Genomic DNA, 26,535 nt, shown 5'->3' with positions numbered 1-26,535 from the left:
CTTTTGCTCGACGGCTAACAGAACGGCTTGCTTGTCATGGCGTTGAACTGCCCCTATAGGTCGCAACACCCTGACGGCCCGCTAACCGGGCGGCCAAGACTTACCGGTGCGCCCGGCGATTCGCCAGTCCACACTCGTGCGCTTTATCATCGCGGAACCATGCTGACGCTTTTCCATCATCCCATGTTCGCCACCTGCCGCTTCGTCCGCCTTGCCTTTGGCGAGTATGGCGAGGAGCTGGCGCTGATCGAGGAAAAGCCGTGGACGCGGCGCAAGGAGTTCCTGGCGCTGAACCCGGCCGGCACGCTGCCGATCCTGCTCGCCGAAGGCGATGTGCCGATCGTCGGCGCGACCGTGATCTCGGAATATCTCGACGAGACGCGCGGCGTCTTGAAGCGCGACAAGCGGCTGTTCGCCGAGGACCCGATGCAGCGCGCCGAAATCCGCCGGCTGATCGACTGGTATCTCAACAAGGCCGAAAGCGAAGTCACCCGGCATCTGGTGCGCGAGCGCGTGTTGAAGCCGATCATGCCGGAAACGGCCGGCGGCGGTTCGCCCGATTCGGGCGCCATCCGTGCCGCGCGCGCCAACATCCGCCAGCACATGAAATACACCAACTGGCTCGCTGGCACCCGCCATTGGCTGGCCGGCGGCAGGGTCACCTATGCCGATCTCGCCGCCGCCGCGACGCTGTCGGTGCTCGACTATCTCGGCGAGATCGATTGGCGCGAACACGCGGCGGCGCGCGAATGGTACACCAGGGTAAAGTCGCGGCCCTCCTTCCGGCCGCTCCTGACCGACCGCGTGCGCGGCCTGTCGCCGGTGTCGCATTATGCGGACCTCGACTTCTGACGCCGCAAAACTGCGCGCGCTGATCGACGCGGAGGCGCATCGCGCCGGCTTCGATGCCGTTGCCGTCACCTCCCCCGATGCAATCCCGCTGGCCCCGGCCCGCCTCGCCGAATTCGTCGCCGATGGCTTTCACGGCTCGATGGACTGGATCGCCGAGACGCTGGAGAGGCGCAGCGAGCCTTCCACGCTTTGGCCTGAGGTGCGCTCGATCGTCGTGCTGGCGATGAATTACGGCCCCAATCATGATCCGCGCGACCTGCAGGCCCGGCACGACCGGGGCGCCATCTCCGTCTATGCGCGGAATCGCGACTATCACGATGTGATGAAGGGCCGGCTGAAGGAAATCGCCGGCAAGATCGTGGCGCGCGCCGGCGGCGACGTGAAGGTCTTCGTCGACACGGCCCCGGTGATGGAAAAGCCGCTGGCGCAAGCCGCTGGCCTCGGCTGGCAGGGAAAACACACCAATCTGGTCAGCCGCGAACACGGCTCCTGGCTGTTCCTCGGCACCATTTTCACCACGGCCGAACTTGCGCCCGACCGGGCCGAGATCGATCATTGCGGCTCCTGCCGCGCCTGCCTGGACGCCTGCCCGACCGATGCCTTCCCCGCGCCCTACCGGCTCGATGCGCGGCGCTGCATCTCGTACCTCACTATCGAGAACAAGGGGCCGATCCCGCACGAATTCCGCGAAAAGATCGGCAACCGGATCTATGGCTGCGACGATTGTCTGGCCGCCTGCCCCTGGAACAAGTTCGCCCAGGTAGCCTCAGAAGCAAAGCTCGCCGCGCGCGACGATTTGCGCGAGCCGCCGCTCGCCGAACTGTTGCAGCTGGACGACGCGGCCTTCCGCGCCTTCTTCTCCGGCTCGCCGATAAAGCGCATCGGCCGCGATCGCTTCATCCGCAACGTGCTGATCGCCGCCGGCAATTCCGGCGATGCCGGGCTGCCCGGCCCTGTCCGTGCGCTGCTCGGCGACGCCTCGCCGCTGGTGCGCGGCGCGGCAATATGGGCGCTGGCGCGGCTGGTGCCAGATGCCGAATATGCCGAAAGGGCCGCGACCGGCCTGATGACCGAGAATGATGCGGCGGTGCGCGAGGAATGGCGCCTGGCGCGGCCAGACAGGGCACATGTATGAGCGAAAAGCGGATATTCATCTTCGGCGCCGGCTACTCCGGCAAGGCTTTTGCCCGCGCCAATCCGGGCGCCGCCACCATCCTGGGCACGACGCGCTCGCCCGACAAATTCCAGGCATTGCGTCAGGCTGGCATCGCCCCGCTGCTGTTCGACGGCGTTCTGACTGGTGAAAACGCCGAAGCACTGAACAAGACGACGCATCTGGTGATTTCAATCGCTCCGGAAGAGGCCGGCGATCCCGTGCTGAATGCCGCCCGCGACGCGCTCGCCAAAATGCCGGCGCTGCAATGGATCGGCTATCTCTCGACAGTCGGCGTTTACGGCGACCATGGCGGTGCCTGGGTCGATGAAAAAGCCGCGTGCCGGCCAGTGTCGAAACGCTCCGTCATGCGGGTCGAGGCCGAGCAGGATTGGCTGAAGCTCGGCGAGCATATCGGCCGGCCGGTGGCGATCCTGCGCCTGTCCGGCATCTATGGTCCGGGCCGCAACGCGCTGGTCAACCTGGAAAACGGCACCGCGCGGCGGCTGGTCAAGCCCGGCCAGGTATTCAACCGCATCCATTGCGACGACATTGCCGGCGCGCTCTGGCAGCTGATCGGGGACAACACAGGCGGCATCTTCAACGTCACCGATGATGAGCCTGCGCCGCCGCAGGATGTCGTTGCCTACGCCGCTTCGCTGATGGGCGTCGAGCCGCCGCCGGAAATTCCATTCGACGCCGCCCAACTTTCGCCCATGGCGCGGTCCTTCTATGGCGAGAACAAGCGTGTCGCCAATGCGGCGATCAAGGCGGCGGGCTATCGCTTTCGCTTTCCCGATTACCACGCTGCCTTCGACCATATGTGGGCAAGCGGCGATTGGCTCGACGGCGAGGCGCGCAGCCCGATGAAGGGCTAAAGCAATTCCAGGAAATAGTGTGAAGCGGTTTTCCGTCCGGAATTGCGTCAAAACAACGAGATAGAGCGGTGAACCGCTCTATCGATCGCCTGGCGGCCGACGTGCTATGATTCGGTTTCGGGATTGCGGTGGGGATCCGGTTTCATGAACTCAGCGATGCGTCCATATTTCGGCAGATCGTCACGGTTGGCGGTGGCTCTTGGCCTGCTTGCCCTGAGCGGTCTCGCCGCGCGGCCGGCACTCGCCGAGGAACGGGCAAAAGACCTGTTCGGCGCCGAAAAGCTGCCGGCAGCGGCCGCGGCGCAGTCGATCGGCTTCTATTCCAAGGGCTGTTTTGCCGGCGGCGTCGCCATTCCCATGGATGGCCCGACCTGGGAGGTGATGCGGCCGTCGCGCAACCGCCGCTGGGGCCATCCGGCAATGATCGCCGTAATCGAGAAGCTTTCACGTGACGCCGCCGCCGATGGCTGGCCAGGCTTGCTCATAGGGGACATTTCGCAGCCGCGCGGCGGTCCGATGCTGACCGGCCACGCCTCGCACCAGATCGGCCTCGACGCCGACATCTGGCTGACGCCGATGCCCAGCCGTCCGCTGTCGATCGCGCAGCGCGAATCGATGAGCGCCACCTTGATGGTCGACGAGAAGACGCATCTGGTGAAGGACGCGCTGTGGAAGCCGCAGCACACCGCGCTTTTGAAGCGTGCCGCGAGCTACCCCGAGGTCGAACGCATCCTGGTCAATCCGGGCATCAAGAAAAAGCTATGCGACACCGTCAAGGGTGACCGCACCTGGCTGCGCAAGATCAGGCCGTTCTGGGGTCACGACTATCATTTCCACATGCGCATCGGCTGCCAGCTGGGCTCGCCCAACTGCAAGGCGCAGGAAGCGACGCCGGCCGACGACGGCTGCGGCAAGCCGCTGGCCTGGTGGTTCACGGAAGAACCGTGGCGTCCCAACAAGAACCCGGACGCGCCGAAGGCACGCGACGTGATGACGATGGCCAACCTGCCCAAGGAATGCCGCGCCGTGCTCGACGCGCCCGGTCCGGCCTCGGCCGAGGCGGCGACCTATCACGGCGGCGCCATCCCGGTCGCGGTCGCCGAACCGGAAGCACCGCCGCTGCCCGCCACCGCGGCCAGCGGCACGGCCGGCCTGCCAGGCACGCTGAACGCCTTCACGTCGACGCCCGAGGTCGGTGTGCCGGTGCCACGGCCACGCCCGCCAGCGCACTGATCGATGCGTCGGCGTCGGCCGTCTCAATCGGTTTAGCATCGCGTTTTCCGCGAAATAGTGGCCGTTTGGCCGCAGAACCTCGCCCTGCGCGTCGCCCGGTTCGAAAACCGTTTCCCTTTTCAAACTCATGCGCTAGTCAACGGAAGAACGGCGAGAACGCCGTCAGGGGCGCCGGGGACGGACCAGAGCATGCCAAGCGTAAGCGATACCGACACGTCGTTGCGGTTTCCGATCCTGATCGGCGACATTGGCGGCACCAATGCGCGCTTCTCGATCGTGCTCGACGCCAATTCGGAGGCCGGCGAGCCGACCATCGTGCAGACCGCCAACTACAACACGATCGACGAGGCGATCCAGTCGGCGGTTCTCGACCGCTCTTCCGTTCGCCCGAATTCGGCGGTGCTGGCGGTGGCCGGGCCGGTCGATGGCGACGAGATCGAGCTCACCAACTGCCCATGGGTCGTCAGGCCGAGGCAGATGTTCGCCAGTCTTGGCCTGAGCGACATCGTCGTGCTCAATGATTTCGAGGCGCAGGCGCTGGCCGTCGTGGCGCTGGGCGAAGAGCATATGGAAAAGATCGGCGGCGGCGCGCCGGAGCCCAATGCCGGCCGCGTCGTGCTTGGGCCGGGAACCGGTCTCGGCGTCGCCGGGCTGGTCTACGCGCTGCGCCACTGGATACCGGTGCCCGGCGAAGGCGGCCATATGGACATCGGCCCGCGCACGCCGCGCGATTTCGAGGTTTTCCCGCACATAGAGAAGCTCGAGGGCCGCATTTCCGGTGAGCAGATCCTGTGCGGGCGCGGCCTGGTGAACGTCTACAGGGCGGTGGCCATGGCGGACGGCAAGCCGTCACCTTTCACGACGCCGGCGGAGATCACCGGTGCGGCACTGGCCAAGACCGATCCGGTGGCCGAGGAAGCGCTGCGGACTTTCGTCACCTGCCTCGGGCGCACGGCCGGTGACCTTGCCTTGGTGTTCATGAGCCGTGGCGGCGTCTTCCTCACCGGCGGCATCGCGCAAAAGATCGTGCCGGCGCTGAAGGAAGGCAATTTCCGCGCCGCCTTCGAGGACAAGGCGCCCCACAGCGCGCTGATGCGCACCATGCCTGTCTACGTCATCACCCAACCGCTGGCCGCACTTCTCGGCCTTGCCGCCTATGCCCGAAACCCCTCGCTGTTCGGCGTCCAGACCGCTGGCAGGCGCTGGCAGGCCTAGCTCTTCGACTGGATGCGCCTATATCCCCCGCGAGCGCGCTTGAGCCGCCCGCGACGAAGTTAATCAGCCGCGGGCATAGGCAAGCCGGCCTCATGACGTTAAGAGGGGTGCCGAATTCGCAGCCCGATCCCACGAGGCGGAAAACCACAAAGCGCTCCTGATTTGACACTTCAAGCCCCCAAACAGAAAGTCCAGCCTGGCGAGGTCACGGCGGTGCTCCGCCGCATCCTCGCTGAAAACGGCAATGAATATCGCTGGACCTATGTCGTCGCCGTCACCTGCCTGCTGATCGTTTCCGGCACCACTGCCTTCACGGCGTGGATCATGGCCCCGATGATCAACCAGATCTTCTACGAACGGCGCGGCGATATGCTCTGGTTGATCTGCGCCGGTTTCATGGGAGCCTCCCTGCTGCGCGGCTTCGCCGGTTACGGCCAGGCAGTCGCGTTGGCCAGTATCGGCAACAATCTGGTCGCGCGCTACCAGAAGCGCAGCTTCGACCATCTGATGAAGCTCGGCGTCAACTTCTTCAACGATACACGTTCCGGTCGGCTGGCGGCACAGGTCAGCGAGAATGTCGGCGGTGTTCGTGACCTGCTGTCGCTGACACTGACCTCCATCAGCCGCGACGCGGTTACATTGGTCGCTCTCGTCGGCGTGATGATCTATCAGGATCCGGTGTTGTCGCTCAGCTCGCTGCTGATCGGGCCGCCGCTGATCTGGGCCGTCGTCTACATCACCCGCCGACTGCGGCGTATCAACCGTGAATCCGTCCTGATCAATTCGCGGCTGAACGGGTCCGTGCAGGAGGCCACGCAAGGCATAGCCATCGTCAAGGCCTTCACCCTGGAGGAAGAGCTGTCGCGCCGCATCGGCATCATGGCCGATACGGCCGAGCAGCGTAACAACAAGATCGCCCGCGTATCGGAGCGGCTGTCGCCGATTTCCGAGATTCTGGGCGGTCTCGCCATCACTGCCGTGCTTGCCTATTCCGGCTACCGGGCGCTGTATCTTGGGCAGCCGCCGGGCGCGGTGTTTTCCTTCATCACCGCGCTGATCATGGCCTACGATCCGGCAAGGCGCCTGGCGCGCACGCAGGTCGGGATGGAGCGTGCCCTGGTCAACGCGCGCATGATCTACGAGTTGCTCGACCTGGAGCCGAAACAGGGCGATGCGCCCGACGCTGTCGATGCCAGGATCACCACCGGAGAGGTGCGCTTCGACAATGTGACGTTCGGCTACAGCGCAGACATGCCGGTGCTGAGGGAGCTGAGCTTTGTCGCTGCCGCCGGCAAGGTCACGGCCATCGTCGGCGCGTCCGGCGCCGGCAAGTCGACGCTGGTGGCGCTCTTGCAGCGCTTCTACGACGTCGACCAGGGCAGTATCGAGGTCGATGGCCAGGACATCTCGAAGGTGACCAAGCATTCGCTGCGGCAATCCATCGCCTACGTGGCGCAGGCGCCTTATCTGTTCGAGGGCACGATCCGCGACAACATCCGCTACGGCCGGCTGTCGGCCACGGACGCCGAGATCGAGCAGGCGGCGAAACAGGCGGCAGCCGACGAGTTCATCCGCCAGCAGCCGCAAGGTTACGACACGCCGGTCGGCGAAGGCGGCTCGACCCTTTCCGGCGGCCAGCGCCAGCGCGTCTCGATCGCCCGTGCCATCGTGCGCCAGGCGCCGATCCTGCTGCTCGACGAGGCGACCTCGGCGCTCGACAACGAGGCGGAGGCGCGCGTCCAGGAGGCGCTGAGCCATGTCATGCAAGGCCGCACGACCATCGTCATAGCGCATCGCCTGTCGACGGTGGTCAATGCCGACCACATCATCGTGCTGGAAGAGGGACGGTTGGTCGAGGAAGGCACCCACGCGACGCTGATGGCCGACCCTCACAGCATCTATGCCCGCTTCCACCGCATCCAGGGCAAGAAGGGGCTGGGGCTTGTTGATGACAGCAAGCCGATCCAAACTCTGGTCCGGGCCACGCGTGCGAAGAAGACTGCTGTGAGGAGCACATGAGCGAAGCAAGCGATATGGGCCTTGTGGTGGTGGGTGCCGCCGGCCGCATGGGCCAGACGCTGATCCGCGCCATCCATACCATTCCGGGCGCTCGCGTCATCGGCGCTGTCGAGCGCGCGGATTCGCCCTACCTGGGCAAGGATGCCGGCGAACTGGCAGGTATCGGCATCATCAATGTGCCGATATCGGACGATCCGCTGCCGGTCTTCGCCAAGGCTGACGGCGTGCTCGATTTCACCACGCCGGCCTCATCGGTCGAATTCGCCGGCTACGCGGCGCAGGCGCGCATCGTCCATGTCATCGGCACGACCGGCTGCTCGGCCGACGACAATGCCAGGATCGCGGCGGCGGCGCGCCATGCGACGGTCGTCAAGTCGGGCAATATGAGCCTCGGCGTCAATCTGCTGGCGGTGCTGGTCGAACAGGCGGCGCGCGCGCTCGACGCCGATGATTTCGACATCGAGATCCTGGAGATGCACCACAAGCACAAGGTCGACGCTCCCTCCGGCACCGCGCTGCTGCTCGGCGAGGCAGCCGCGGCCGGGCGCGGCATGGCACTTGCCGGCAACGACGTGCGTTCACGCGACGGCCATACGGGTGTGCGAAAAACCGGCTCGATCGGCTTCGCCACGCTGCGCGGCGGCTCGGTGGTCGGCGACCACAGCGTGATCCTGGCCGGCACCGGCGAGCGCGTCACGCTGTCCCACCACGCCGAGGACCGCGCCATCTTCGCCCGCGGGGCCGTCAAGGCGGCGCTGTGGGCACGGGGCAAGAAGCCAGGACTGTATTCGATGCGGGACGTGCTCGGCCTGAGCTGAAGCGGCCGATCTGCCAAATTTGCCAATTTGAAGGAGCAAACATGTCGAGAACCCTCGTGCTCGTGCGCCATGGCCAGAGCGAATGGAACCTGAAGAACCTGTTCACCGGCTGGCGCGACGTCGACCTGACCGAGCAGGGCCACGCCGAGGCCAAGGCCGCCGGCCAGAAACTCAAGGCGCGCGGCCTGAAATTCGACATCGCCTTCACCTCGGCGCTGATCCGGGCGCAGAAGACCTGCCAGCACATTCTCGACGCGGTCGGCCAGAGCGACCTGAAGACCATCCGCGATCAGGCGCTCAACGAGCGCGACTATGGCGACCTCTCCGGCCTCAACAAGGACGATGCGCGCAAGAAATGGGGCGAGGAGCAGGTGCATGTCTGGCGCCGTTCCTACGACGTGCCGCCGCCCGGCGGCGAAAGCCTGAAGGACACCGGCGCCCGCGTCTGGCCCTATTACCTTCATGACATGCAGTCGCACGTGCTGCGCGGCGGCACCGTGCTGGTCGCCGCCCACGGCAATTCGCTGCGCGCGCTGATCATGGCGCTGGACGGCAAGTCGGGCGAGGAGATCGTCAAGCTGGAACTCGGCACCGGCGTCCCGGTCATCTACCAGCTCAACGCCGATTCGACCGTGGCGTCGAAGGAAGTCCTGGAAGGCTGAGGGTTCATGAGCCGGCAAGCGGAGGCCGCGGCTTTTGCTTTGGGGGGCGCTTTTGCGGAAGGCGAAGTCACCTTTCGGGACCACGGTCCAAAAAGCGCGTTGACAGCCATCGCTTGCCCGCTTACATGAGCCCGCACCAGCCCAGATGGCGGAATTGGTAGACGCGCACGGTTCAGGTCCGTGTTCCGCAAGGAGTGGAGGTTCGAGTCCTCTTCTGGGCACCATTTTTCCCGACTACCAACGGGATCAAGTCACCTCGTAAAGTCGATGATCTGCCTCGCTCATCTCTGTGCGAGGTAGCTTGTATTGTGCGTTAGCAAGATATCAGTGGACGCCAGCCATCGCGCTCGCGTCATAGATTGCCAGTCGTCACCCAAGCATGAAATCTGTTGAAACAGAGCAAGCGGTCAATGACATCGCCGCGAGAAATTTGATGCCGTTGGCTTTCCAAGGATCATGTTGCGAGACACGCCAATGCAGGACGAACTAGAAAGCCTCTTCGTCAACAACGAAAAGCTGCAGCAGATCCAAGCCTATATCAACCGCTTCAATCCGATCAGGGTCATGCGGATGGAAGGGATGGAAATCCGCCATTCCGCCATTCTCGCCTGGCTGATGGACCCCCAAGAAACACATGGGTTCGGGGACCATTTCCTGAAGTCGTTTCTTGCCGAAGCGTTGCGCGGGAATAGCGGTCGTCGCCCCTCGGCTTTGGAAGTCGCACAAGCCGATTTGCGCGATGCCGATATTCGTCGAGAATGGAATAACATCGATATTCTTGTTCTGTCGCCTCGCAATGGTTGGGCGTTCGTTGTGGAGAACAAATTCCACAGCGTCCAGCATGGCGGGCAGCTAAAGAAGTACCGTGATCGAATAGAGGAATTGGTTGATCTATCGCGCGGCAGCCCGCAAACGAAACTGTTGATACAAGGCGTCTTCCTGACTTTATCAGAAGAGATGCCGGAAGACAGTTCCTATGTAACAATTCGTTACGCGACTATATGCACGTTCCTGCAGCGCTTTCTGAAACAGGAATCCTATCAGATTTCTGCGGAAGTACGAATTTTCTTGAACCACTATATAGAAATCCTAGAGGTCGCGACTGGCATGAGCAAAGAGCTATTGGAAATGCAAAAACTGGCTCGGCAGCTTTATCGTGAGCATAGGAAAGTTCTTGAATTTGTCCAAACACACGGCGCGGGTTCAGATTTTGCCTTGGCGGCGCGAAACCTCTTTGGCGAGAATACGGACTACCTAGGTCAGATTTCCATTGGTGGAAGGGACTATATCTTCAACGCCCTTTCGAACTCAAATGTGAGCTTTCTCCCGCTGAATTGGTATGAGGCATTGGGTGAAGACACCTTGGAATGGCCTGGTTGCGAAGATTGGTGGGCCGGCTATCCACTTATCGTTTGGCTCGACATGTGGAACAATCCTCAAAAAAACGGGGGTGGGTTAAAATTGCACGTTGAAGTGGGGCCTCTTGCCGATCACGAATTTCGCAAGGGGGTCATCGAAAGGATCCAGTCTATTGCCGAAGAGAAGAAACTAGCCAACATTCGCTTTCAAAATGGCGCGACCGATAAGGCGAAAAAATTTTCCAAGTTTTTTAGAAATAATACGGCGAATGTCGAGGACGTTCAGAATGTTGAAATAATTGAAGATCAAATAAAAGTTCTTCTAAAAAAATTCCAGCCAGAATTTGACGCGGTAGGGTCTATATTGTCGGAATTCAAGCGTTATGGAAAAGCTGATACTTAAGCCGTGCAGAAATTATGCGTAGGGATGCAAGAGGCGCCTCATAGATGCTGCAGTGTTCCACTGCGCGTGAGTGTTTTCTGAGGCCACGCGATCTATCTCAGGGTAGATCCATCTGATGTCGCGGATTCGCCGCTTTGACCGTCCCGTGAGCGAGGGAGCACGGAATTTGCGCTAGGTTCGTGACCGAAGAAGGCCGCGGCCGCCGCGGCAAACCTCCCCTCCCGGCTAGTCCCCGAACAAACCGCTTCAAACCGCGCGGCTGCTTCGCTACGCTCGCAACCATGTCTCAATCCAGCACCGCGATCTTCGGCGCCCGGCGCGATCAGGCCTTCCCAACGCTGAGCGAGGCCGACATCGACCACATGCGCCGTTTCGGCGAAGCCAGCTTCTATGCAGCCGGCGAGCACATCATCAGGGCTGGCGACGTGGCGCCCGGCCTGATCGTCGTGCTGTCGGGCAGGGTCGATATCACCCAGGATGGCGGCCTCGGCCGGCACGAGACGATCGTCACCCATGGTCCGGGCAGCTTCGTTGGCGAACTGGCGCAGCTTTCGGCCCGCCCCTCGCTGGTCAATGCCGAGGCCGCCGAGCCTGTCGAGGCGTTTGTTATTCCCTCTCGGCGCGTGCGCGACCTTATGGTGCAGGAGGCCAATCTCGGCGAGCGCATCATGCGGGCGCTGATCCTGCGCCGCGTCGGGCTCCTGGAAAGCGCCACCAGCGGGCCGATCATCATCGGACCATCAGGCAATGCCGATGTCCTGCGGCTGCAAGGCTTCCTCGCCCGCAGCGGCCAGCCGCACCGTGTACTCGATTCCGCCAGCGACCCCTGCGCGAAAACCCTGGTAGAGCGCTTCGACGTCGATCCTCACCATCTGCCGGTCGTGCTGTGCCCGAACGGCAGGCTGCTGATGAATCCCGGCGAGAAGGACCTCGCCCGCTGCATCGGCCTGCTCAGGCCGATCGATGCCGATACGCTGTATGACGTCGCTATTGTCGGCGCCGGGCCGGCGGGGCTGGCGGCGGCGGTCTACGCGGCGTCGGAAGGGCTGTCGACCATCGTGCTCGATTGCCGGGCTTTCGGCGGGCAGGCCGGCGCCTCCTCGCGCATCGAGAACTATCTCGGGTTCCCCACGGGCATCACCGGCATGGCGCTGATGGCGCGCGCCTACAACCAGGCGCAGAAGTTCGGCGTCGAAATGGTGATCCCGGACGAGGCGAAGCTGCTGAGTGCCGCGGCCGACAATTCAGGCGCCCGCTACCTGCTCGATGTGGGCGATGGCGAGACGGTGCGCACCCGCAGCGTGGTGATCGCCAGCGGCGCGCGCTACCGGCGTCTCGATGTCGCCAACCTGTCGCCGTTCGAGGGCACGTCGGTGCATTATTGGGCTTCGCCCATCGAAGGGCGGCTTTGCGCCGGCCAGGAGGTGGCGCTGGTGGGCGCCGGCAATTCGGCCGGCCAGGCGGCCGTCTACCTCGCCAGCCATGCGCGCAAAGTCGCGCTGCTGGCGCGCGGCGGCAGCCTCGATGCCTCGATGTCGCGCTACCTGGTCGAGCGCATCAAGGCGCAGCCGAACATCGAGGTGTTGACCGAGACCGAGATCGAGGCGCTGGAGGGCGAGGAAGGCAATCTTGCCAGCGTGCGCTGGCGCAACCGCGTCAGCGGGCAGCAGACGACACGCCCGATCCGCCATCTCTTCCTGTTCATCGGTGCCGATCCGAACACCGACTGGCTGGCGCAATGCAACGTGGCGCTGGACGCCAAGGGTTTCATCCGCACCGGATCCGAGCTCGGACCGGACCGGGGTCTGATGGAAACCAGCCGCAGCGGGGTGTTTGCCATCGGCGATGTACGTTGCGGTTCGGTCAAACGCGTCGCGGCGGCTGTCGGCGAGGGCGCCCAGGTGGTCGCGGCGCTGCATGCCTATCTCGCGCGGGACGCCAGCCACGCCGCGGACAGCAATTTCACGAAAAGTGTGTAACGGTTTTCGCGGGAAAAGCGCAAAAAAGGAAGAGTTGAGCCTCAACTGGCCAGGAGAGTGTGATGGCGGATGAATGCAAGCATGCGGCTGGGATCAAGGACGTGACGCCGAGCGCGCTCGGTTGCGAGGAGTGCCTGAAGAGCGGCTCGTGGTGGGTGCATCTGCGGCTCTGCCGCACCTGCGGCCATGTCGGCTGCTGCGACGACTCGCCCAACCGCCACGCGACCAAACATTTTCACGCCACCAGCCATCCCATCATCGAGGGCTATGATCCGCCGGAAGGCTGGGGCTGGTGCTATGTCGACGAGGTTTTTCTCGACCTCGGCGACCGCACGACGCCGCAGAACGGCCCTATCCCGCGCTTTTATTGAGGGCGCCGAGAGATCCGAAGAAAAGCCCGGTTCGTGCGGGCTTTTCTTTGGCCGACGCATCGCGCCATCCGATGCCCTGTTGTCAGCGAACTGACAGGTTGCCTGTTCCAGTGTCCACCGAATCACGGTCATCACAGCCCGGCCCCTGGACGTTCCCTTCATAAGAGGATCGTCGCCCGCCAAAGCTTTGACATGATCGCGGCTAGTTTAGAAACGTTCAAAACTGGAAACTCGCATGCACCCCACCTACACAAGCGCGCAGAAAGCCATTCACTGGGCAGTGTTCCTGCTGGTCATCGGCCTTTATGGCTTGACTTACGTCGAGGAGGTTTTTCCGCGCGGCGATCCGGGGCGGGCGATGGTCTGGTGGCTGCATATTTCGTTCGGGCTGCTGCTTTTCGCGCTGGTCGTCATCCGTGTCGGCCTGCGGCTGACGCTGGGGACGCCCGGCCTGCCGCAGGAAATGTCACCGCTTGAACGAAGTGCGGCCAAAGTCGCGCATCTTGCGCTTTACGCGCTGCTGATGGCCATTCCCGTGCTCGGCATCTTGCTGACCTGGTACAGGGGCGATGCCTTGAGTTTCTTCGGCCTTTTCACCATCCCGGCTCCAGTTCCGCCGGATCGCGACACGGCCCGGTTCATCAGGGAGCTGCACAGCCTCTGCGCCAATTCGATCCTCATCCTTGCCGGCGTGCATGCGGCAGCGGCGCTGTGGCATCATTTCATCCGTAGGGATGACGTGCTCAAGCGAATGCTGCCGGAAGGCACGCCCTGACAAGGCGCACGCCATCTTCCTTTGATCAGTCCCGCTTCGGCGTCACCGGCGCGGATGCCGGATTGTCGACGCTGTTCTCATTCACCTGGAAGGCTTTTCCTTCGACCTTCTTTTTCCTGAGGTCGTCACCGGTCTCAGGCTGCGGCGGGCGTTTCGGATTTTCTTCCGTGTTGTCGTTTATATCGAAAGCTCTGGTCATCATGTCCTCCAAGGGCTGTCCTGGGACACAATGTCCGACGGTGCGTGGGGTTCCGCCGGCAAGGCAAGGGCGCTCCCTAGCGGTCAGGCGTTTGTAGCCGGACCGCGACAGCGTCCGCCATCGATCCGTCGGTCCATGTGCCGACGTCCAGGAAACAGGGACAAGGCCGCCAACGCAACCATCATGCCGGCTTGTGCTGCCGCACGATCCTCCATTCGTGCCAGATCAACACCATGACGACCGCATCGAAGACGGTCAGGACCAGCAGGCCGAATGATTGGGTGTATGAGTAGCGGTAGACTTGATAGACCATGAACAAGCCCAAAGCCGCGAGCGAGGCAGGGTAAGACCAGAGCTTGCCTCTCAAAAGCCCGACCACCAAGGCAAGTTTTATCAGGCCGTGGCTAAGCAGGTAGAAGGCATAAAACTCCTTGCTGGCGACCGAAAAATGGCTTGCCATCCGCGACAGATGGCCGGCGATGAAATCGTTGGGATCCTCGATCAATTCCTCCGCGGTGAGGGCATTGACCCAGGAGGCAATGGTATCGGTGGTGACGACATAGAGCAGAATTCCGCCGACGCATTCGGTCAGGGCATGCGCGCCCTTCAGCCATAGGCTGACTTCGAAGATCTGGTGGATGCGGTGTTCATCGATGCGCTTCAAGAACCCACCTCACAACCAACCACGAAAACCCATGCCGATGGATGTCGCTCCAAAAACGCAATCGGGAGCGCCATTGCGCTGTTGCACCTTACAGGACGCGGCTTCAAGATCGGCCGGTGAAGTATCGATATGCCAGCCATCCCGCCAGCGCGACCGAGACGACCCATATGCAGGCGATGATCACCGCCGCGCTGCGGCTCACGGGCCTGTCGACGGCAAGAGCGGCGGCCTCCCTGTGCTCTGCCATGACCTCGGGCGGTATCATCTTTACCACGGCAAGGATTCCCAAGGGAACCAGGATCGCATCATCGAGGTAACCAACCAAGGGGATGAAATCGGGAATCAGGTCGATTGGAGACAAGGCGTAGCCCGCGACACAGACGGCAAGCGCCTTGGCGTACCACGGCGTTCGGGGATCGCGCGCGGCAAGGTAGAGCGCATGCACGTCGCGCTTGATCGCTCGGGCCCATTCGCGCAGTGCAGTAGCCATTGGATGACTGTAGCGCCAAAGGATGACGCGCCCAATAGCGCACATCGGCCGGCATTCGCGGCCGGCTGTCGTGACGTCTATCGCACCGACCCGGTTACCGTGCGGTCGACATCGGGAACGGATTTGCGTTCGTTGCCGGCAAGTGCCGCTATGATCAGCAGGCTGGCGACAACCGGAACGAACAGCACGGCGACACGGGCCTGTACGTGGAGAATGGCGCGCCATTCGTTGCTGCGCTTGTCGGGGCTGTCGCTCATCATACTCACTTCGCCATGGACCCCCCGGGAGGTCACATAGAGGTGAACGGTTAAACAACTCCTTCCGACTTCGTTAACGGGAGATTCAAGCCTGGAGCAATTCCAGGAAAAGTATGAACGGTTGCCATCCGGAACTGCTCTAAATCAGCTGAGCCCGATGCGCCTTGCGCCTTGCCGGAACAGCGCCTCGGCATCGGGATCGAAGCGGAACGTGCCGATGAAATCGTCGGCGCGGTAGTCAGGCAGTGTCTTGCGGATGGCGGCGGCAAAGCCGCGTGCCTCGTCGAGCCGGCCGGCCAGCGCCAGGCAGTGCGCGGCAATCGCCAGGATGATGGTATGCGCGTTCGGCCGCGCCGCCGCCTTCAGCGCCCAGTCGGCCGCCTCTTCGAACTGGCCGAGCCGTACATGCGACATCGCGCGTGACCCCAGCATGCCGAACAGCAGCGGGTCGAAGGGGCTGAGATGGCGCGAATGGTCGGAGGAACTTATCGCCGCCCGCGGGTCGCCCGACTGCGAGTGGACGAAGGACAGCGCGTAATGGCCGAGCGCGAAATTCGGGCTGAGATCCACCGCCCGCCCCAGTTCGGACAGCGATCCGTCCTGCTCGCCGCGCAGCCACAGCGCCCGGCCCATCGCCCAGTGCGCGGCCGGATTGTGGTCGTCGACCAGCAGGCTGTGCCCGGCGCTCTCATAGGCCAGCGCGCTTTCGCGGTCGCGGTCGCCCCAGCGCTGGAACGCGTTCTGCCAGTGGGTGAACGACAGGCCGGCATAGGCGCGGGCAAAGGTGGGGTCCAGCTGCAAGGCCTTGTCGAAGAATTGCCGCGCCTGCTCGTTCTCGGCCTGGGTGAAGCGGTACATGTGCCAGAGGCCGCGATGGTAGGCCTCCCAGGCGTTGAGCGAATTGGGTGCCTTCAGCATGGCGCGGTTGCGCTCGACCGTTTCGATCTCGGCCGAGATCGACGACACGATGCTGTCGCCGATATCGTCGAGCACGGCAAAGATGTCGTCGGGCCGGCGCTCGAAGGTCTCGGCCCAGACGATCCTGGCCGTGCGCACCTCGACGAGCTCGACGCTGACGATCAGCCGGCCGGCCGTGTTGCGCACCATGCCGGTGGCGACATAGTCGACGCCAAGTTTTCTGCCGGCTTCTTCCGGCGCGATGGTCTTTTCGGCCAGCGCAAACACCGATCCGCGCGCGATGACGAAGAAATCGCGGAGTTTGGCGAGGCGGGTGATGATGTCATGGGTGAAGCCGTCGGCAAGCCCGCCGCGTGTGCCTTCGCCGGCTTCCTCGACAAACGGCATCACCGCCAGCGAGGCCTGGCTTGGCTCGACCGTGCCGGCATCCGATGGGACTGCCAATTGCGATGGTGTGGACAGGCAGGCTGGTTGCGCCTTCAGCGAGTTGCCGGACCGTTGGTCACGGATTGTCTGCCAGGCCGCGCGAAGCGGAGCGAAATCAAGCTCTTCCGATTGGAACAGGCGAGCCGCAGAAGCCAGATGCTCCTCGGCCGCGCCGATGGCGCCGCGCTCCGCCAGATTGGACAGCAAGGCCAGATGCGCGCGCGTGTCGAACGGCGCCAGCTCGACCCATTTGTCGAGTTGCATGGACGTTTCGGGCGAGCCCGCCGGATGGTTTACGGCAAGCTGTTCGAGCACGGCGGCGTGGTACGCCTGGAAACGTCGGCGCTGGGCGATCAGCCAGCTGTCGAAAAGCGGGCTGCGCTCGAGCTCCAGCCCGTCGAGCAAATCGCCGGCGAAGAGTTCCGACAGCGCCCGCAACCGCTCCCTATCGAGCGTGCCGATCCCTTGCGCGGCGGCGCGAGTGACGTCCAGTGCATCGACAAGGCAGCCATCGAGATCAAGCGCCACCGTGTCGCCCCGTGTCTCCACCCGGCGCCGGACCGGCGTGTCGAGGGCCGCGCGCAGCTTGCTCAGGTACCAGCGCAACTCGCCCCGCGGATCGTTGGGCACGTCCCACAATAGCTCGCACAGGCGGCTGCGCCCCACGGCGTGCGGCGCCAGCGCCAGATAGGCGAGCAGCGCGCGCAGCTTGCGCGATGCCGGCAGCGCGACTGGCGTCCCATTACGCAAGATTTCCAGCGGTCCGAGCAGGCGCACGGACAGGCGCGGCATGTCGCCGTCCAGCCTCGATGGTGCGGATTCCACGTCCGTTTCCACGCCTGCTCCCACGCTGGCCCATCGGCCCTTGCTGTATCACCAAACACGACACGGCGCATCCGGCGGCGAATTTCCACGCCGGGTATCGTTATTGCCGCATCGTCGGCACGCCAGTCCTAACGCGGCCATGTCTCGAAACCTCGCCGCCCAAACCGTCGGTTTGTAACCGGCCTGTGAAAATGAACACGATCGAGGAGATCAACGATGTTGAATAAGCAGAAAATCAGGACCACGACCGGACGCGGCCGCCTGTTCGACAGCATTCTCGACACTGTCGGCGATACGCCGGTGGTGCGCATCAACAATCTCGGACCGACCCATGCGACGATCTATGTCAAGGCCGAGTTCTTCAACCCAGGCGCCTCGGTGAAGGACAGGCTTGCGCTCAACATCATCGAGGAGGGCGAGCGCAGCGGCGCGCTGAAGCCTGGCCAGACCGTGGTCGAGGCGACCAGCGGCAACACCGGTATCGGGCTTGCCATGGTCTGTGCGCAAAAGGCCTATCCGCTGGTCGTCACCATGGCCGACAGCTTCTCCGTCGAACGCCGCAAGCTGATGCGCATGCTGGGCGCCAAGGTGGTGCTGACGCCGCGCGCCGAAAAGGGCTTCGGCATGTACAAGAAGGCGGTTGAACTGGCCGAGGCCAATGGCTGGTTCCTCGCCCGCCAGTTCGAGACGGCGGCCAATGCGGCCATCCACGAGGCGACCACGGCGCGCGAGATCGTCAATGATTTCGCCGGGTCGCGGCTCGATTGCTTCGTCACCGGCTATGGCACTGGCGGTACCGTCGTCGGCGTGGCGCGCGTGTTGCGCCGCGAGCGGCCGGACACCCGCATCGTGCTCTGCGAACCGGCCAACGCCCAGCTGGTCGGCAGCGGCAAGGCGCAGCAGCGCGGCGCCCATGGCGCCCCCGCCGCCAGCCATCCGGCCTTCGAGCCGCATCCCGTCCAGGGCTGGACGCCGGACTTCATCCCCAATGTGCTGCAGGAAGCGATCGACGCCGGCCTCTATGACGAAGTGATCCCGATCGCGGGGCCCGAGGGCATCAAATGGGCCAAGGCCCTGGCGCAGAAGGAGGGCATCTTCACCGGCATTTCCGGCGGCGCCACCTTCGCCGTGGCACGGCAGGTCGCGGAGAAGGCGGCGGCCGGATCGGTGATCCTGTGCATGCTGCCCGACACTGGCGAGCGCTACATGTCGACGCCGCTGTTCGACGGCATCGAGGCCGAGATGGATGCCGACGAGATGGCGCTGTCGCGCTCGACGCCCGGCTGCCAGTTCCCGGCGGCCTGACGGGAGCCCGGTCATGGATATCGCGCAGGAGGCCCTCGGCACGGTGGCCGAGGAAACGCTCGACCCCGCCGACTGGGCCGCTGTGCAGGCCCTGTCGCATCAGGTAATCGATGATGCCGTCGGTTATCTCAGCGATATCAGGGACCGGCCGGCCTGGCGGGAGATGCCGGCGGATGTGAGGGAAGCTTTCTCGGCACCCTTGCCGCGATCGCCGGCGCCGCTGGCCGCTGTCTATGGCGAGGTCTCGCGCACCGTGATGTCCTACCCGATGGGCAACGTCCATCCGCGTTTCTGGGCCTGGTACATGGGCTCGAGCAACTTCACCGGTGCGCTCGGCGACTTCCTGGCGGCAATCCAGGGATCCAACCTCGGCGGCGGCAACCACGCCGCCGGGCTGATGGACGGCCAGGTGGTCAATTGGTGCAAGCAGATGCTGGGCTTTCCCGCTTCCGCCTCCGGCACGCTGGTCAGCGGCGGCTCGATGGCCAACATCATCGGGCTGACGGTGGCGCGCAACACCAAGGCCGGCATCGACGTGCGCGAGCACGGCGTCGCCGCGATCGAAAAGCCGCTGCGCTTCTATGGCTCGGACCAGGTCCACTCCTGCCATCGCAAGGCGATGGAAGCGCTTGGCCTCGGCAATCGGGCGCTGCGCCGGATCCCGACCGATGCCGGGTTGCGCATCGATATATCGGCCTTGCGAGCAGCGATATCGGAGGATCGCGCGGCGGGTTTCAGACCGGCCTGCGTCATCGGCAATGCCGGCACGGTCAACACCGGGGCGATCGACGATCTGCGGGCGCTGGCCAAACTCGCTCATGAGGAAGACCTGTGGTTTCATGTCGATGGCTGCATCGGCGCGCTGATCGCGATTGCGCCTGATAACGCGCATCGCGTTGCCGGCATCGAATGGGCCGATTCGGTCGCGCTCGATCCGCACAAATGGCTGCACGCGCCATTCGAGGTCGGCTGCGCCCTGGTCAGGGACGCAATCGCGCATCGCCGGACCTTCGCGGTGACGCCGGAATATCTGGAATCGATGCCGCGCGGTCTTGCCTCAGGCGAATGGCTGCACGACTACGGCCTGCAGACGTCGCGCGGCTTTCGCGCGCTCAAGGTCTGGATGGCGCTGAAGGAGCATGGCGTCGACAAGTTCGGCCGCCTGATCGACCAGAACATCGCGCAGGCGCTCTATCTCGCCGAACGCATCGAGGCCGAGCCGCTGCTGGAGCTGGCGATACAGCCGACCATCAATATCGTCTGCTTCCGCTACCAGCCTGGCGTCAAGGGCGAGGCGCTGAAGGCGCTCAACACCGAGATCATGCTGCGGTTGCAGGAGCAAGGTATTGCCACCCTCTCCGACACCACCGTGCATGGCGAGCACTGGCTGCGCGTGGCGATCGCCAACCATCGCACAAGGCGCGACGACCTCGACCTTCTGGTCGGTGAGACGCTGCGGCTCGGGCGGGAGATCACGGCGCAGGGGCCTTCCGGGAAATAGCCGGAAAACGCGAGCGACAGGCACGGGCGGCCATGCGATTCTGCGGCGATGATTCGGGAGGCCAGACCGTGACGCTCTTTCGTATGGCCGTGCTCGTGGCGCTGGTCTGCACCAATTCAGCCAAAGCCGCCGACATGGCCTTCTTCGTCAAGAACCTGCACAGCCGCGCGGTTGCGGTCGAGCTGTTCAGCCGCGACCGCGAGACGGTCTGGCCGGGCAACGACAAGGTGTTCCTGATCGATCCGGGCTCGCAGAAATCGGTGCCGCTGTCCTGCAATCAGGGCGAGCGCATCTGCTATGGCGCCTGGGTCGACGGTAACGACCAGATCTCGGCCGGCGTCGGGCCGGACAACGACCAGCCTTGCGACAATTGCTGCTTCATCTGCGTGGAACACTCCACCGAGACGATCGATCTGGTGCCGTGATCGACCGGCACGTCAGTCCGGCAAACCGGCCTTGCGGAAGCCGTCGACGAAATGCTCAAGCATCGCGGTGTCGCGGAATGGCTCCGTCCAGACCCAGTGGCGGGTTGTGAAGTGCGGGTTGCCGACGAGGAACAGCTCGACCTCGGCGCGCGCCTCGTCGAGCCGGCCGAGTTGGGCCAGGCTTGCCGCCAGGAAACGGCGTGAGCTCGTCCGGTAGGTCTCGTCCCGGCGCAGCGTCTCGACGGCGGCCTCGTAGTCGCGCGCCGCATATTGCGCCTGGCCAAGGGTGAGATAGTACCAGCTTGCCGGAAACGGATTCAGCCGGAACGCCTTGCGGATCTGCTCGAGGCCTTCCGCGACCCGCCCGGCCAGTGTCGTGATATCAGACAGTGTCGCCCAGGCGTCCGCCTCGTTGGGGTCGAGCTCGAATGCCCTGGCGAATTCGGCATCGGCCTCTTCGAAGTCGCGCTCATAGGCAAGCAGATTGCCGAGCACCCAGTGGCAGCCGGCATCATTGGGGTCGATCGCCACGGCCTTGCGCGCCAGCTCCAGGGCAATGCGACGGTTGGGTTCGACCGGCTCGCCCCAATGCACCCATCCCATCCAGTGGTTCATGGCAAGCCAGCGATAGGCCTCGGCGTAGTCCGGATCGAGCGCCAGCGCACGCGTCAGCATCAGATGCGCTTCCCGTGCCGACTGCGGTGAATCGTCGATCAGCTTGCGCGCCCGCACGCACAGATCGTAGGCCTCGAGATTTGTCGGCCGGTTGCGTGCCGGCGGCGCGCGCAGCCGGCCGAGCAGCGCCTCCACGATCTTGGCCGTGGCCTCGTCCTGGACGGCAAAGATATCGTCCAGGCCGCGATCGAAGCGTTCCGCCCACAGATGCTCGCCGCTCACCGCGTCGACCAGCTGCGCGTTGATGCGCACGCGTCCCGCCGCGCGCCTCGCACTCCCTTCCAGGAGGTAGCGCACGCCAAGCTCCTCGGCGATCGCGCGCACGTCCATCGCCTTGCCCTTGTAGGCAAAGGTCGAGTTGCGCGCGATGACGAACAGGCCCGGGGCCCTGGACAGGTCGGTGATCAAATCTTCGGTCAACCCGTCGGCGAAGGCCTCCTGCTCGGGGTCGTTGCCGAGGTTGACGAAAGGCAGCACCGCGATCGACGGTTTGTCGGGCAGCGGCAAGGGTTTTCGCTTCGCGCGGTCGAGCTGCTTGATGGCGCCCGTGAAGCGGTAGCCGACGCGCGGAACCGTCGATATCCATTCGCCGCCGTCGGCGGGCGGCCCGAGCAGCTTGCGCAGCTGTGCGATCTGGACCGTGAGGTTGCCTTCCTCAACCGCCGTGTCCGGCCACACCGCGTCCATCAATTCGGCTTTCTCCAGGATTTCGCCTGGCCGTCCGACGAGCGCCGCAAGCAGCTTCAGCCCGCGATAGCCGACGGCAACGGGATCGTCGTTCCGAAGCAGCGTTCCCGCACCCGGATCAAGCACGAACGGACCAAAGGCAAAGCGCGATCCCTGCATAGCGCGCATCTATAGAGCAATTCCGGGAAAAGCGTGAAGCGGTTTATCGGAAAACGCGATGCGCTTTCACCGGGGAATGACGCCAAAACAAAGGGTTAGAACCCATTTGCAACTTTTGGGAACTATTTGGCAGGGCTTAATTACGGCGCCGTCGGTATCCTGCAGAATTCAGCCTCTTTCAGTTCGAGGGTTGCCCATTCTCAAACCGTTTGGGCTCCAAGCCACATGGAGGTTGCCATGACCAATAGCTTTGCATCGGCCCCGCATCAGGCCGTACGGCGGGGAACCCCCGTGGGGCAGGCCTCGCGTCGTCGCTATAGCCTTGCGACCCTGCGAAACACCATCGCGGCCTGGCGCGAACGGACACGCTATCGCTGGGACCTCAAGCGAATCTCGGAGGTCAATCCGCATCTGATCGATGATATCGGCCTGACCAGACGACAGGTCGAGGATGAAATCGCCAAGCTGCCGTTCTGGCAGCGATAGGCGAAGTCTTGAGATCAGGCGTCGGATTAAGTCTTGGATTGTCGCCATCATCCCTTTAGCGCCCGCCCGCGTCATGGCATGATCCCCTCCATCGGCCGTGGGGGCCGATTCTTCATCGGGGGCTTCCATGTTTTTCACGTTCGCGCGCCGGCTAGCCGCCGCGTTTTCGCTTGCCGTCCTGTTTGCGCCTGCCGCCCATGCCGGCGACGTCACCTTTACAGTCAAGAACAGCCATCCCAATGCCATGCGCCTTGAGCTCTACAGCCAGGATCGCGACTATGTCTGGCCGGGCGAAGGCAAGGATTTCTACCTCGACGACGGCGAAACCAAGTCGCTGCCGATCTCCTGCAACGAGGGCGAATCGATCTGCTACGGCGCCTGGGTCGATGGCGACGAAGGCACCTATTGGGGCGTCGGTCCCGGCAACAAGGAAAAATGTGACGACTGCTGCTACACCTGCAGCGGCGGCGAGACCGAGGAGATCGATCTCGTCCCCTGACCGGTTTGCCAGCTTGACGGTTTTCCTGTTCGAGCCATAGCCTGCGCCGAGACGATCACCCCGGGCACGCCGCGCGGCTTCCTTTGAAACGCGGCGTGCTCCAGGCAACAGGAGCACCGCGATGGCCGGCATGGTCGAAAGCGATAAAATCGACGTCGGATTTTCCGGCAAGCGCTGCATCCATTCGCGCAATTGCGTGCTCGGCGACCCGCATGTCTTCGTGCCCAATGCGCCGGGGCAGTGGATCCACCCCGAGGCGGCCAGCGTCGAAAAGATCGTCGCCATCGCCGAAAGCTGCCCGTCCGGCGCCATCACCTATGTCAGGAAGGATGGCGGGCCGCAGGAACAGCCGCCGGTGGTCAACACCGTGCGGTTGCGCGAAAACGGCCCGCTCGCCGTCCACGCCGAGATCGTGCTCGACGGCGAGACCTTTTATCGCGCCACGCTGTGCCGCTGCGGCGCATCGGAAAACAAGCCCTTCTGCGACGGCAGCCACGGCAAGGCCGGCTTCACCGCCACCGGCGAACCGGCACTGAAGGACGCGCCGGCGCTCGAAGCACGCAATGGCCCGCTGAACGTGACGCCGACCACCAACGGCCCGCTCAAGCTCGAGGGCAATGTCGAAATCGTCACCGGCACCGGCCATACGATCGACCGCACGCAACGCGCCTTCCTCTGCCGTTGCGGCCACTCGGCCAACAAGCCGTTTTGCGACGGGTCGCATAAGAAGGTTGGGTTTGTGGGCTAAGGCAGGAATCTCCCCCCTCGAGGGGGAGATGGCCGGCAGGCCAGAGGGGGTCGGTACGACGGGACGCGACCTCCTGCGGCAGAACGTTGGCGCGTGAGGCGCTGGCATCCTTCTTTTCAAGGCTAGAAGGTCGTCGCATCCGGTCGAACCGACCCCCTCTGTCGCCTTCGGCGACATCTCCCCCTCGAGGGGGGAGATTACACTGGCCCAGCGCTCGCGCCTTTATCCGTAAGTCCGTATCGGCTAAGGGGCGGGGCAGAAGACCTCTCGGACCCGCGAAAAAATGACCGCCAAGACCAAGCCAACCCCCCTGTTCCTCGGCATCGACACCGGCGGCACCTATACCGATGCCGTGCTGTGGTCTGAAACCGAAGGCCCGCAGCAGGGGCCGAACAAGGGCAAGGTGCTGGCCAAGGCCAAGTCACTGACCACCAGGCACGATCTGGCCGTCGGCATTTCCGGCGCCGTCGACGCGGTGCTCGAAAAGGCCGGCACCGATCCGGCTGACATCAAGCTGGTCTCGATGTCGACGACACTCGCCACCAATGCGCTGGTCGAGGGCCAGGGCGGCCGCGTCGCGCTGGTCATGATCGGCTTCTCCGAGGCCGACCTCGCCCGTGACGGGCTGAAGACGGCGCTCGGCACCGATCCGGTGGTGTTTTGCCCGGGCGGCCATGATGTCCACGGCAATGCCGCCAAGCTCGACCTGTCCGGGCTTGAAGCCGCCTTGCCGGAACTCGGCGCCTCGGTGTCCGGCTTTGCCGTCTGCGCCTATTTCGCCACCCGCAATCCGGCGCACGAGATCGCCGCCCGCGAACTGATCCGCGAGAAGACCGGCCTGCCGGTCACGGCAAGCCACGAACTGTCGGCCAAGCTCGGCGGCCCGCGTCGGGCGCTGACCACGCTGCTCAACGCCAGGCTGATCTCGATGATCGACCGCTTGGTGGCAGCGACCGAAGGCTTTCTCACAGAGCGTAACATCGCCGCCCCGCTGATGGTGGTGCGCGGCGACGGCGCGCTGGTCTCGGCGGCGTTCGCCCGCCAGCGGCCGATCGAGACCATTCTCTCCGGCCCCGCCGCCAGCCTGGTCGGTGCCCGCCACATGACCGGGCTCGACAATGCCATGGTGTCCGACATTGGCGGCACCACCACCGACGTCGCCGTGCTCGACAACGGCCGGCCGCGGCTCGACCCGGAAGGCGCCACCGTCGGCGGCTTCCGTACCATGGTCGAGGCCGTCGCCATGCGCACTTTCGGCCTGGGCGGCGATTCCGAAGTGGCGCTGGAGGATGGCGCGCTCAACCCGAAAATCCTGCTTGGGCCGCGCCGCCTGGTGCCTTTGGCGCTGGCCGGCATGGCGCATGGCGAGGCGGTGACGTCAGAGCTCGAGCGTCAGCTGCGCGCGCCCAACACCGGCCGCATGGACGGCCGCTTCGCGGTTCGCACCGGCGTTCCAGACAGGCTCGCCGCCGGGCTGACCGCCCCGGAAGCGCGGCTCTACGAGGCGATCGGCGCGACCCCGCTCGCCCTCGACAGGCTGCTGACGTCGAATGCCCAGAACGCCACCTTGAACCGGCTGGTCTCGCGCGGGCTGGTGCATATTTGCGGCTTCACCCCGTCGGACGCGGCGCATGTGCTCGGCAAGCAGGCCAACTGGGATGCCGCCACCGCCCGCCTCGGCGCCGACCTGTTCGCCCGCAAGCGCGACGGTCGTGGCCAGCCCATCGCGGCTTCACCGGAGGTGATCTCGGAGCGGGTGCTGGTGACGCTGACACGCTGGTCGGCCGAATACATCCTTGAAACCGCTTTCGCCGAGGACGGGCTCGATGGCGCCGCGACCGTGGCGCACGCGCTGGTGCAGCGCGCCGTCGACGCTCATCCCGGTATCGCCCGGCTGAGCGTCGCGCTCGACCGCCCCGTCATCGGCCTCGGCGCCTCGGCGCCGCTGCATTATGCCGGCCTGGCGCCCCTGGTCGGCAATGACTGCGTGGTGCCGGAAGACACCGATGTCGCCAACGCGCTCGGCGCCGTCGTCGGCCAGGTCAGGGTATCGGCCGAAGCGCGGGTCAGCCAGCCCAAGGAGGGCCTGTTCCGGCTTGCCTCGGGTGAGACGGTGCGCGATTTCCTCGACGAGGCGGCTGCGATCGCGGCGGCCGAGGCCGATGTGCGGGCGATTGTCGCCGAGCGCGCCCGGGACGCCGGCACCGACAACGCCGAGATCGACGTCGCGACCGAATTCAGGGTTTCGACGGTCGAAGCCCAGCGCATGTTCATCGAGGCGCATGTCGTGGCGGTGGCCTCGGGACGGCCAAGGATCGCGGTGTAGCGGCTGATCTCCCCCCTTGAGGGGGAGATGTCGCCGAAGGCGACAGAGGGGGTCGGTTCGATGGGACGCGACCTCCTGCTTTGAACAGAACAGGCCAGCACCTTATGTCGGGCGACCCCCTCTGGCCTGCCGGCCATCTCCCCCTCAAAGGGGGGAGATCGGCGCTCCGCCAACTTGCCTAAATACGCCACCTTCACCCTAAGCTGAATTGACCCGGCAAACTCAACAT

The 26,535-nt window shown here is 64.3% G+C and carries 25 protein-coding genes and 1 tRNA gene; 20 read left to right on the top strand and 6 right to left on the bottom strand.

Annotated elements, in window-relative coordinates; all coding sequences use genetic code 11:
- The first annotated feature begins 159 nt into the window (after window positions 1-159).
- From EB815_RS04225 to EB815_RS04165, 13 genes are all read left to right on the top strand, one after another.
- Window positions 160-852, top strand: a complete 693-nt coding sequence (locus EB815_RS04225; RefSeq protein WP_010912586.1) for a glutathione S-transferase family protein — start codon at window positions 160-162, stop codon at window positions 850-852.
- Window positions 833-1,987, top strand: coding sequence for a tRNA epoxyqueuosine(34) reductase QueG (gene queG, locus EB815_RS04220; protein ID WP_056573968.1), 1,155 nt, complete (start codon window positions 833-835; stop codon window positions 1,985-1,987). The genes EB815_RS04225 and queG overlap by 20 nt, the downstream gene beginning before the upstream one ends.
- A complete protein-coding gene (locus tag EB815_RS04215) occupies window positions 1,984-2,883 on the top strand; it encodes an SDR family oxidoreductase (protein WP_056573965.1) in 900 nt (299 codons plus the stop codon). Before queG ends, EB815_RS04215 begins: the two co-directional genes overlap by 4 nt.
- A gap of 144 nt (window positions 2,884-3,027) precedes the next feature.
- On the top strand, window positions 3,028-4,116 hold the full coding sequence (gene mepA / locus EB815_RS04210; protein WP_056573962.1) for a penicillin-insensitive murein endopeptidase: 1,089 nt from the start codon (window positions 3,028-3,030) through the stop codon (window positions 4,114-4,116).
- A gap of 189 nt (window positions 4,117-4,305) precedes the next feature.
- Complete coding sequence (locus EB815_RS04205) at window positions 4,306-5,331, top strand: glucokinase (RefSeq protein WP_056573960.1); 1,026 nt, start codon at window positions 4,306-4,308, stop codon at window positions 5,329-5,331.
- Between the two features lie 162 nt (window positions 5,332-5,493).
- On the top strand, window positions 5,494-7,350 hold the full coding sequence (locus EB815_RS04200) for an ABC transporter ATP-binding protein (protein WP_056573957.1): 1,857 nt from the start codon (window positions 5,494-5,496) through the stop codon (window positions 7,348-7,350).
- Window positions 7,347-8,168 carry a 4-hydroxy-tetrahydrodipicolinate reductase gene (gene dapB / locus EB815_RS04195; protein ID WP_056573954.1) on the top strand — a complete coding sequence of 274 codons (822 nt, stop codon included), beginning with the start codon at window positions 7,347-7,349 and terminating at the stop codon, window positions 8,166-8,168. The genes EB815_RS04200 and dapB overlap by 4 nt, the downstream gene beginning before the upstream one ends.
- Before the next feature lie 41 nt (window positions 8,169-8,209).
- Window positions 8,210-8,830 carry a 2,3-bisphosphoglycerate-dependent phosphoglycerate mutase gene (locus EB815_RS04190; RefSeq protein WP_056573951.1) on the top strand — a complete coding sequence of 207 codons (621 nt, stop codon included), beginning with the start codon at window positions 8,210-8,212 and terminating at the stop codon, window positions 8,828-8,830.
- A 139-nt stretch (window positions 8,831-8,969) separates the two neighbouring features.
- Window positions 8,970-9,054: transfer RNA gene (locus EB815_RS04185), tRNA-Leu, on the top strand.
- Between the two features lie 250 nt (window positions 9,055-9,304).
- Window positions 9,305-10,591 (top strand): PD-(D/E)XK nuclease family protein, encoded by a 1,287-nt coding sequence (locus tag EB815_RS04180; RefSeq protein WP_162258935.1) that lies wholly within the window; start codon window positions 9,305-9,307, stop codon window positions 10,589-10,591.
- A gap of 281 nt (window positions 10,592-10,872) precedes the next feature.
- Entirely contained in the window at window positions 10,873-12,570 is a 1,698-nt protein-coding gene (locus EB815_RS04175; protein ID WP_056573945.1) for an FAD-dependent oxidoreductase, read from the top strand.
- A gap of 62 nt (window positions 12,571-12,632) precedes the next feature.
- Window positions 12,633-12,941, top strand: coding sequence for a UBP-type zinc finger domain-containing protein (locus EB815_RS04170; RefSeq protein WP_023777710.1), 309 nt, complete (start codon window positions 12,633-12,635; stop codon window positions 12,939-12,941).
- Between the two features lie 235 nt (window positions 12,942-13,176).
- Complete coding sequence (locus EB815_RS04165; RefSeq protein ID WP_056573943.1) at window positions 13,177-13,716, top strand: cytochrome b; 540 nt, start codon at window positions 13,177-13,179, stop codon at window positions 13,714-13,716.
- 25 nt (window positions 13,717-13,741) lie between these two features.
- Here the strand turns inward: EB815_RS04165 and EB815_RS04160 are convergent, their stop codons facing one another.
- The 5 genes from EB815_RS04160 to EB815_RS04140 form a co-directional block, all read right to left on the bottom strand.
- A complete protein-coding gene (locus tag EB815_RS04160; protein WP_155772482.1) occupies window positions 13,742-13,927 on the bottom strand; it encodes a hypothetical protein in 186 nt (61 codons plus the stop codon).
- A 169-nt stretch (window positions 13,928-14,096) separates the two neighbouring features.
- Window positions 14,097-14,570 (bottom strand): DUF2127 domain-containing protein, encoded by a 474-nt coding sequence (locus tag EB815_RS04155; RefSeq protein ID WP_056576323.1) that lies wholly within the window; start codon window positions 14,568-14,570, stop codon window positions 14,097-14,099.
- Between the two features lie 112 nt (window positions 14,571-14,682).
- Entirely contained in the window at window positions 14,683-15,069 is a 387-nt protein-coding gene (locus EB815_RS04150; protein ID WP_056573940.1) for a YkvA family protein, read from the bottom strand.
- Between the two features lie 77 nt (window positions 15,070-15,146).
- The gene (locus EB815_RS04145) at window positions 15,147-15,326 is read right to left on the bottom strand and encodes a hypothetical protein (protein WP_056576321.1); all 180 of its coding nucleotides are present in this window, start codon (window positions 15,324-15,326) and stop codon (window positions 15,147-15,149) included.
- A gap of 144 nt (window positions 15,327-15,470) precedes the next feature.
- A complete protein-coding gene (locus EB815_RS04140) occupies window positions 15,471-17,462 on the bottom strand; it encodes a transcriptional regulator (RefSeq protein WP_056573937.1) in 1,992 nt (663 codons plus the stop codon).
- A 249-nt stretch (window positions 17,463-17,711) separates the two neighbouring features.
- On the opposite strand from EB815_RS04140, the gene EB815_RS04135 reads away from it, so the two are divergent.
- The 3 genes from EB815_RS04135 to EB815_RS04125 all read left to right on the top strand — a co-directional run bounded on the left by EB815_RS04135 (window position 17,712) and on the right by EB815_RS04125 (window position 20,726).
- A complete protein-coding gene (locus tag EB815_RS04135) occupies window positions 17,712-18,800 on the top strand; it encodes a PLP-dependent cysteine synthase family protein (protein ID WP_056573935.1) in 1,089 nt (362 codons plus the stop codon).
- A 13-nt stretch (window positions 18,801-18,813) separates the two neighbouring features.
- On the top strand, window positions 18,814-20,301 hold the full coding sequence (locus tag EB815_RS04130) for a pyridoxal phosphate-dependent decarboxylase family protein (protein ID WP_056573932.1): 1,488 nt from the start codon (window positions 18,814-18,816) through the stop codon (window positions 20,299-20,301).
- A 68-nt stretch (window positions 20,302-20,369) separates the two neighbouring features.
- Window positions 20,370-20,726, top strand: a complete 357-nt coding sequence (locus EB815_RS04125; RefSeq protein ID WP_056576318.1) for a hypothetical protein — start codon at window positions 20,370-20,372, stop codon at window positions 20,724-20,726.
- A gap of 12 nt (window positions 20,727-20,738) precedes the next feature.
- Here EB815_RS04125 and EB815_RS04120 read toward each other — a convergent pair whose 3' ends face one another.
- Window positions 20,739-22,256, bottom strand: coding sequence for a winged helix-turn-helix domain-containing tetratricopeptide repeat protein (locus EB815_RS04120; protein WP_171883274.1), 1,518 nt, complete (start codon window positions 22,254-22,256; stop codon window positions 20,739-20,741).
- 228 nt (window positions 22,257-22,484) lie between these two features.
- Between EB815_RS04120 and EB815_RS04115 the strand changes: the two genes are divergently transcribed.
- The 4 genes from EB815_RS04115 (at window position 22,485) to EB815_RS04100 (ending at window position 26,306) form a co-directional block, all read left to right on the top strand.
- Window positions 22,485-22,733 carry a DUF1127 domain-containing protein gene (locus EB815_RS04115; protein WP_056576315.1) on the top strand — a complete coding sequence of 83 codons (249 nt, stop codon included), beginning with the start codon at window positions 22,485-22,487 and terminating at the stop codon, window positions 22,731-22,733.
- Window positions 22,734-22,860: 127 nt separating this feature from the next.
- Window positions 22,861-23,232: a hypothetical protein gene (locus EB815_RS04110; RefSeq protein ID WP_056573926.1), complete on the top strand. Its 372-nt coding sequence runs from the start codon at window positions 22,861-22,863 to the stop codon at window positions 23,230-23,232.
- 121 nt (window positions 23,233-23,353) lie between these two features.
- The gene (locus EB815_RS04105; protein WP_056573922.1) at window positions 23,354-23,980 is read left to right on the top strand and encodes a CDGSH iron-sulfur domain-containing protein; all 627 of its coding nucleotides are present in this window, start codon (window positions 23,354-23,356) and stop codon (window positions 23,978-23,980) included.
- Window positions 23,981-24,263: 283 nt separating this feature from the next.
- The gene (locus EB815_RS04100; RefSeq protein WP_056573918.1) at window positions 24,264-26,306 is read left to right on the top strand and encodes a hydantoinase/oxoprolinase family protein; all 2,043 of its coding nucleotides are present in this window, start codon (window positions 24,264-24,266) and stop codon (window positions 26,304-26,306) included.
- The last annotated feature ends 229 nt before the right edge of the window (window positions 26,307-26,535 follow it).

It is taken from the genome of Mesorhizobium loti (assembly GCF_013170705.1).
Classification (GTDB): domain Bacteria; phylum Pseudomonadota; class Alphaproteobacteria; order Rhizobiales; family Rhizobiaceae; genus Mesorhizobium; species Mesorhizobium loti_D.
The sequence above is the reverse complement of the archived record's forward strand: the minus strand, read 5'-3'. Positions and strand labels throughout refer to the sequence as shown.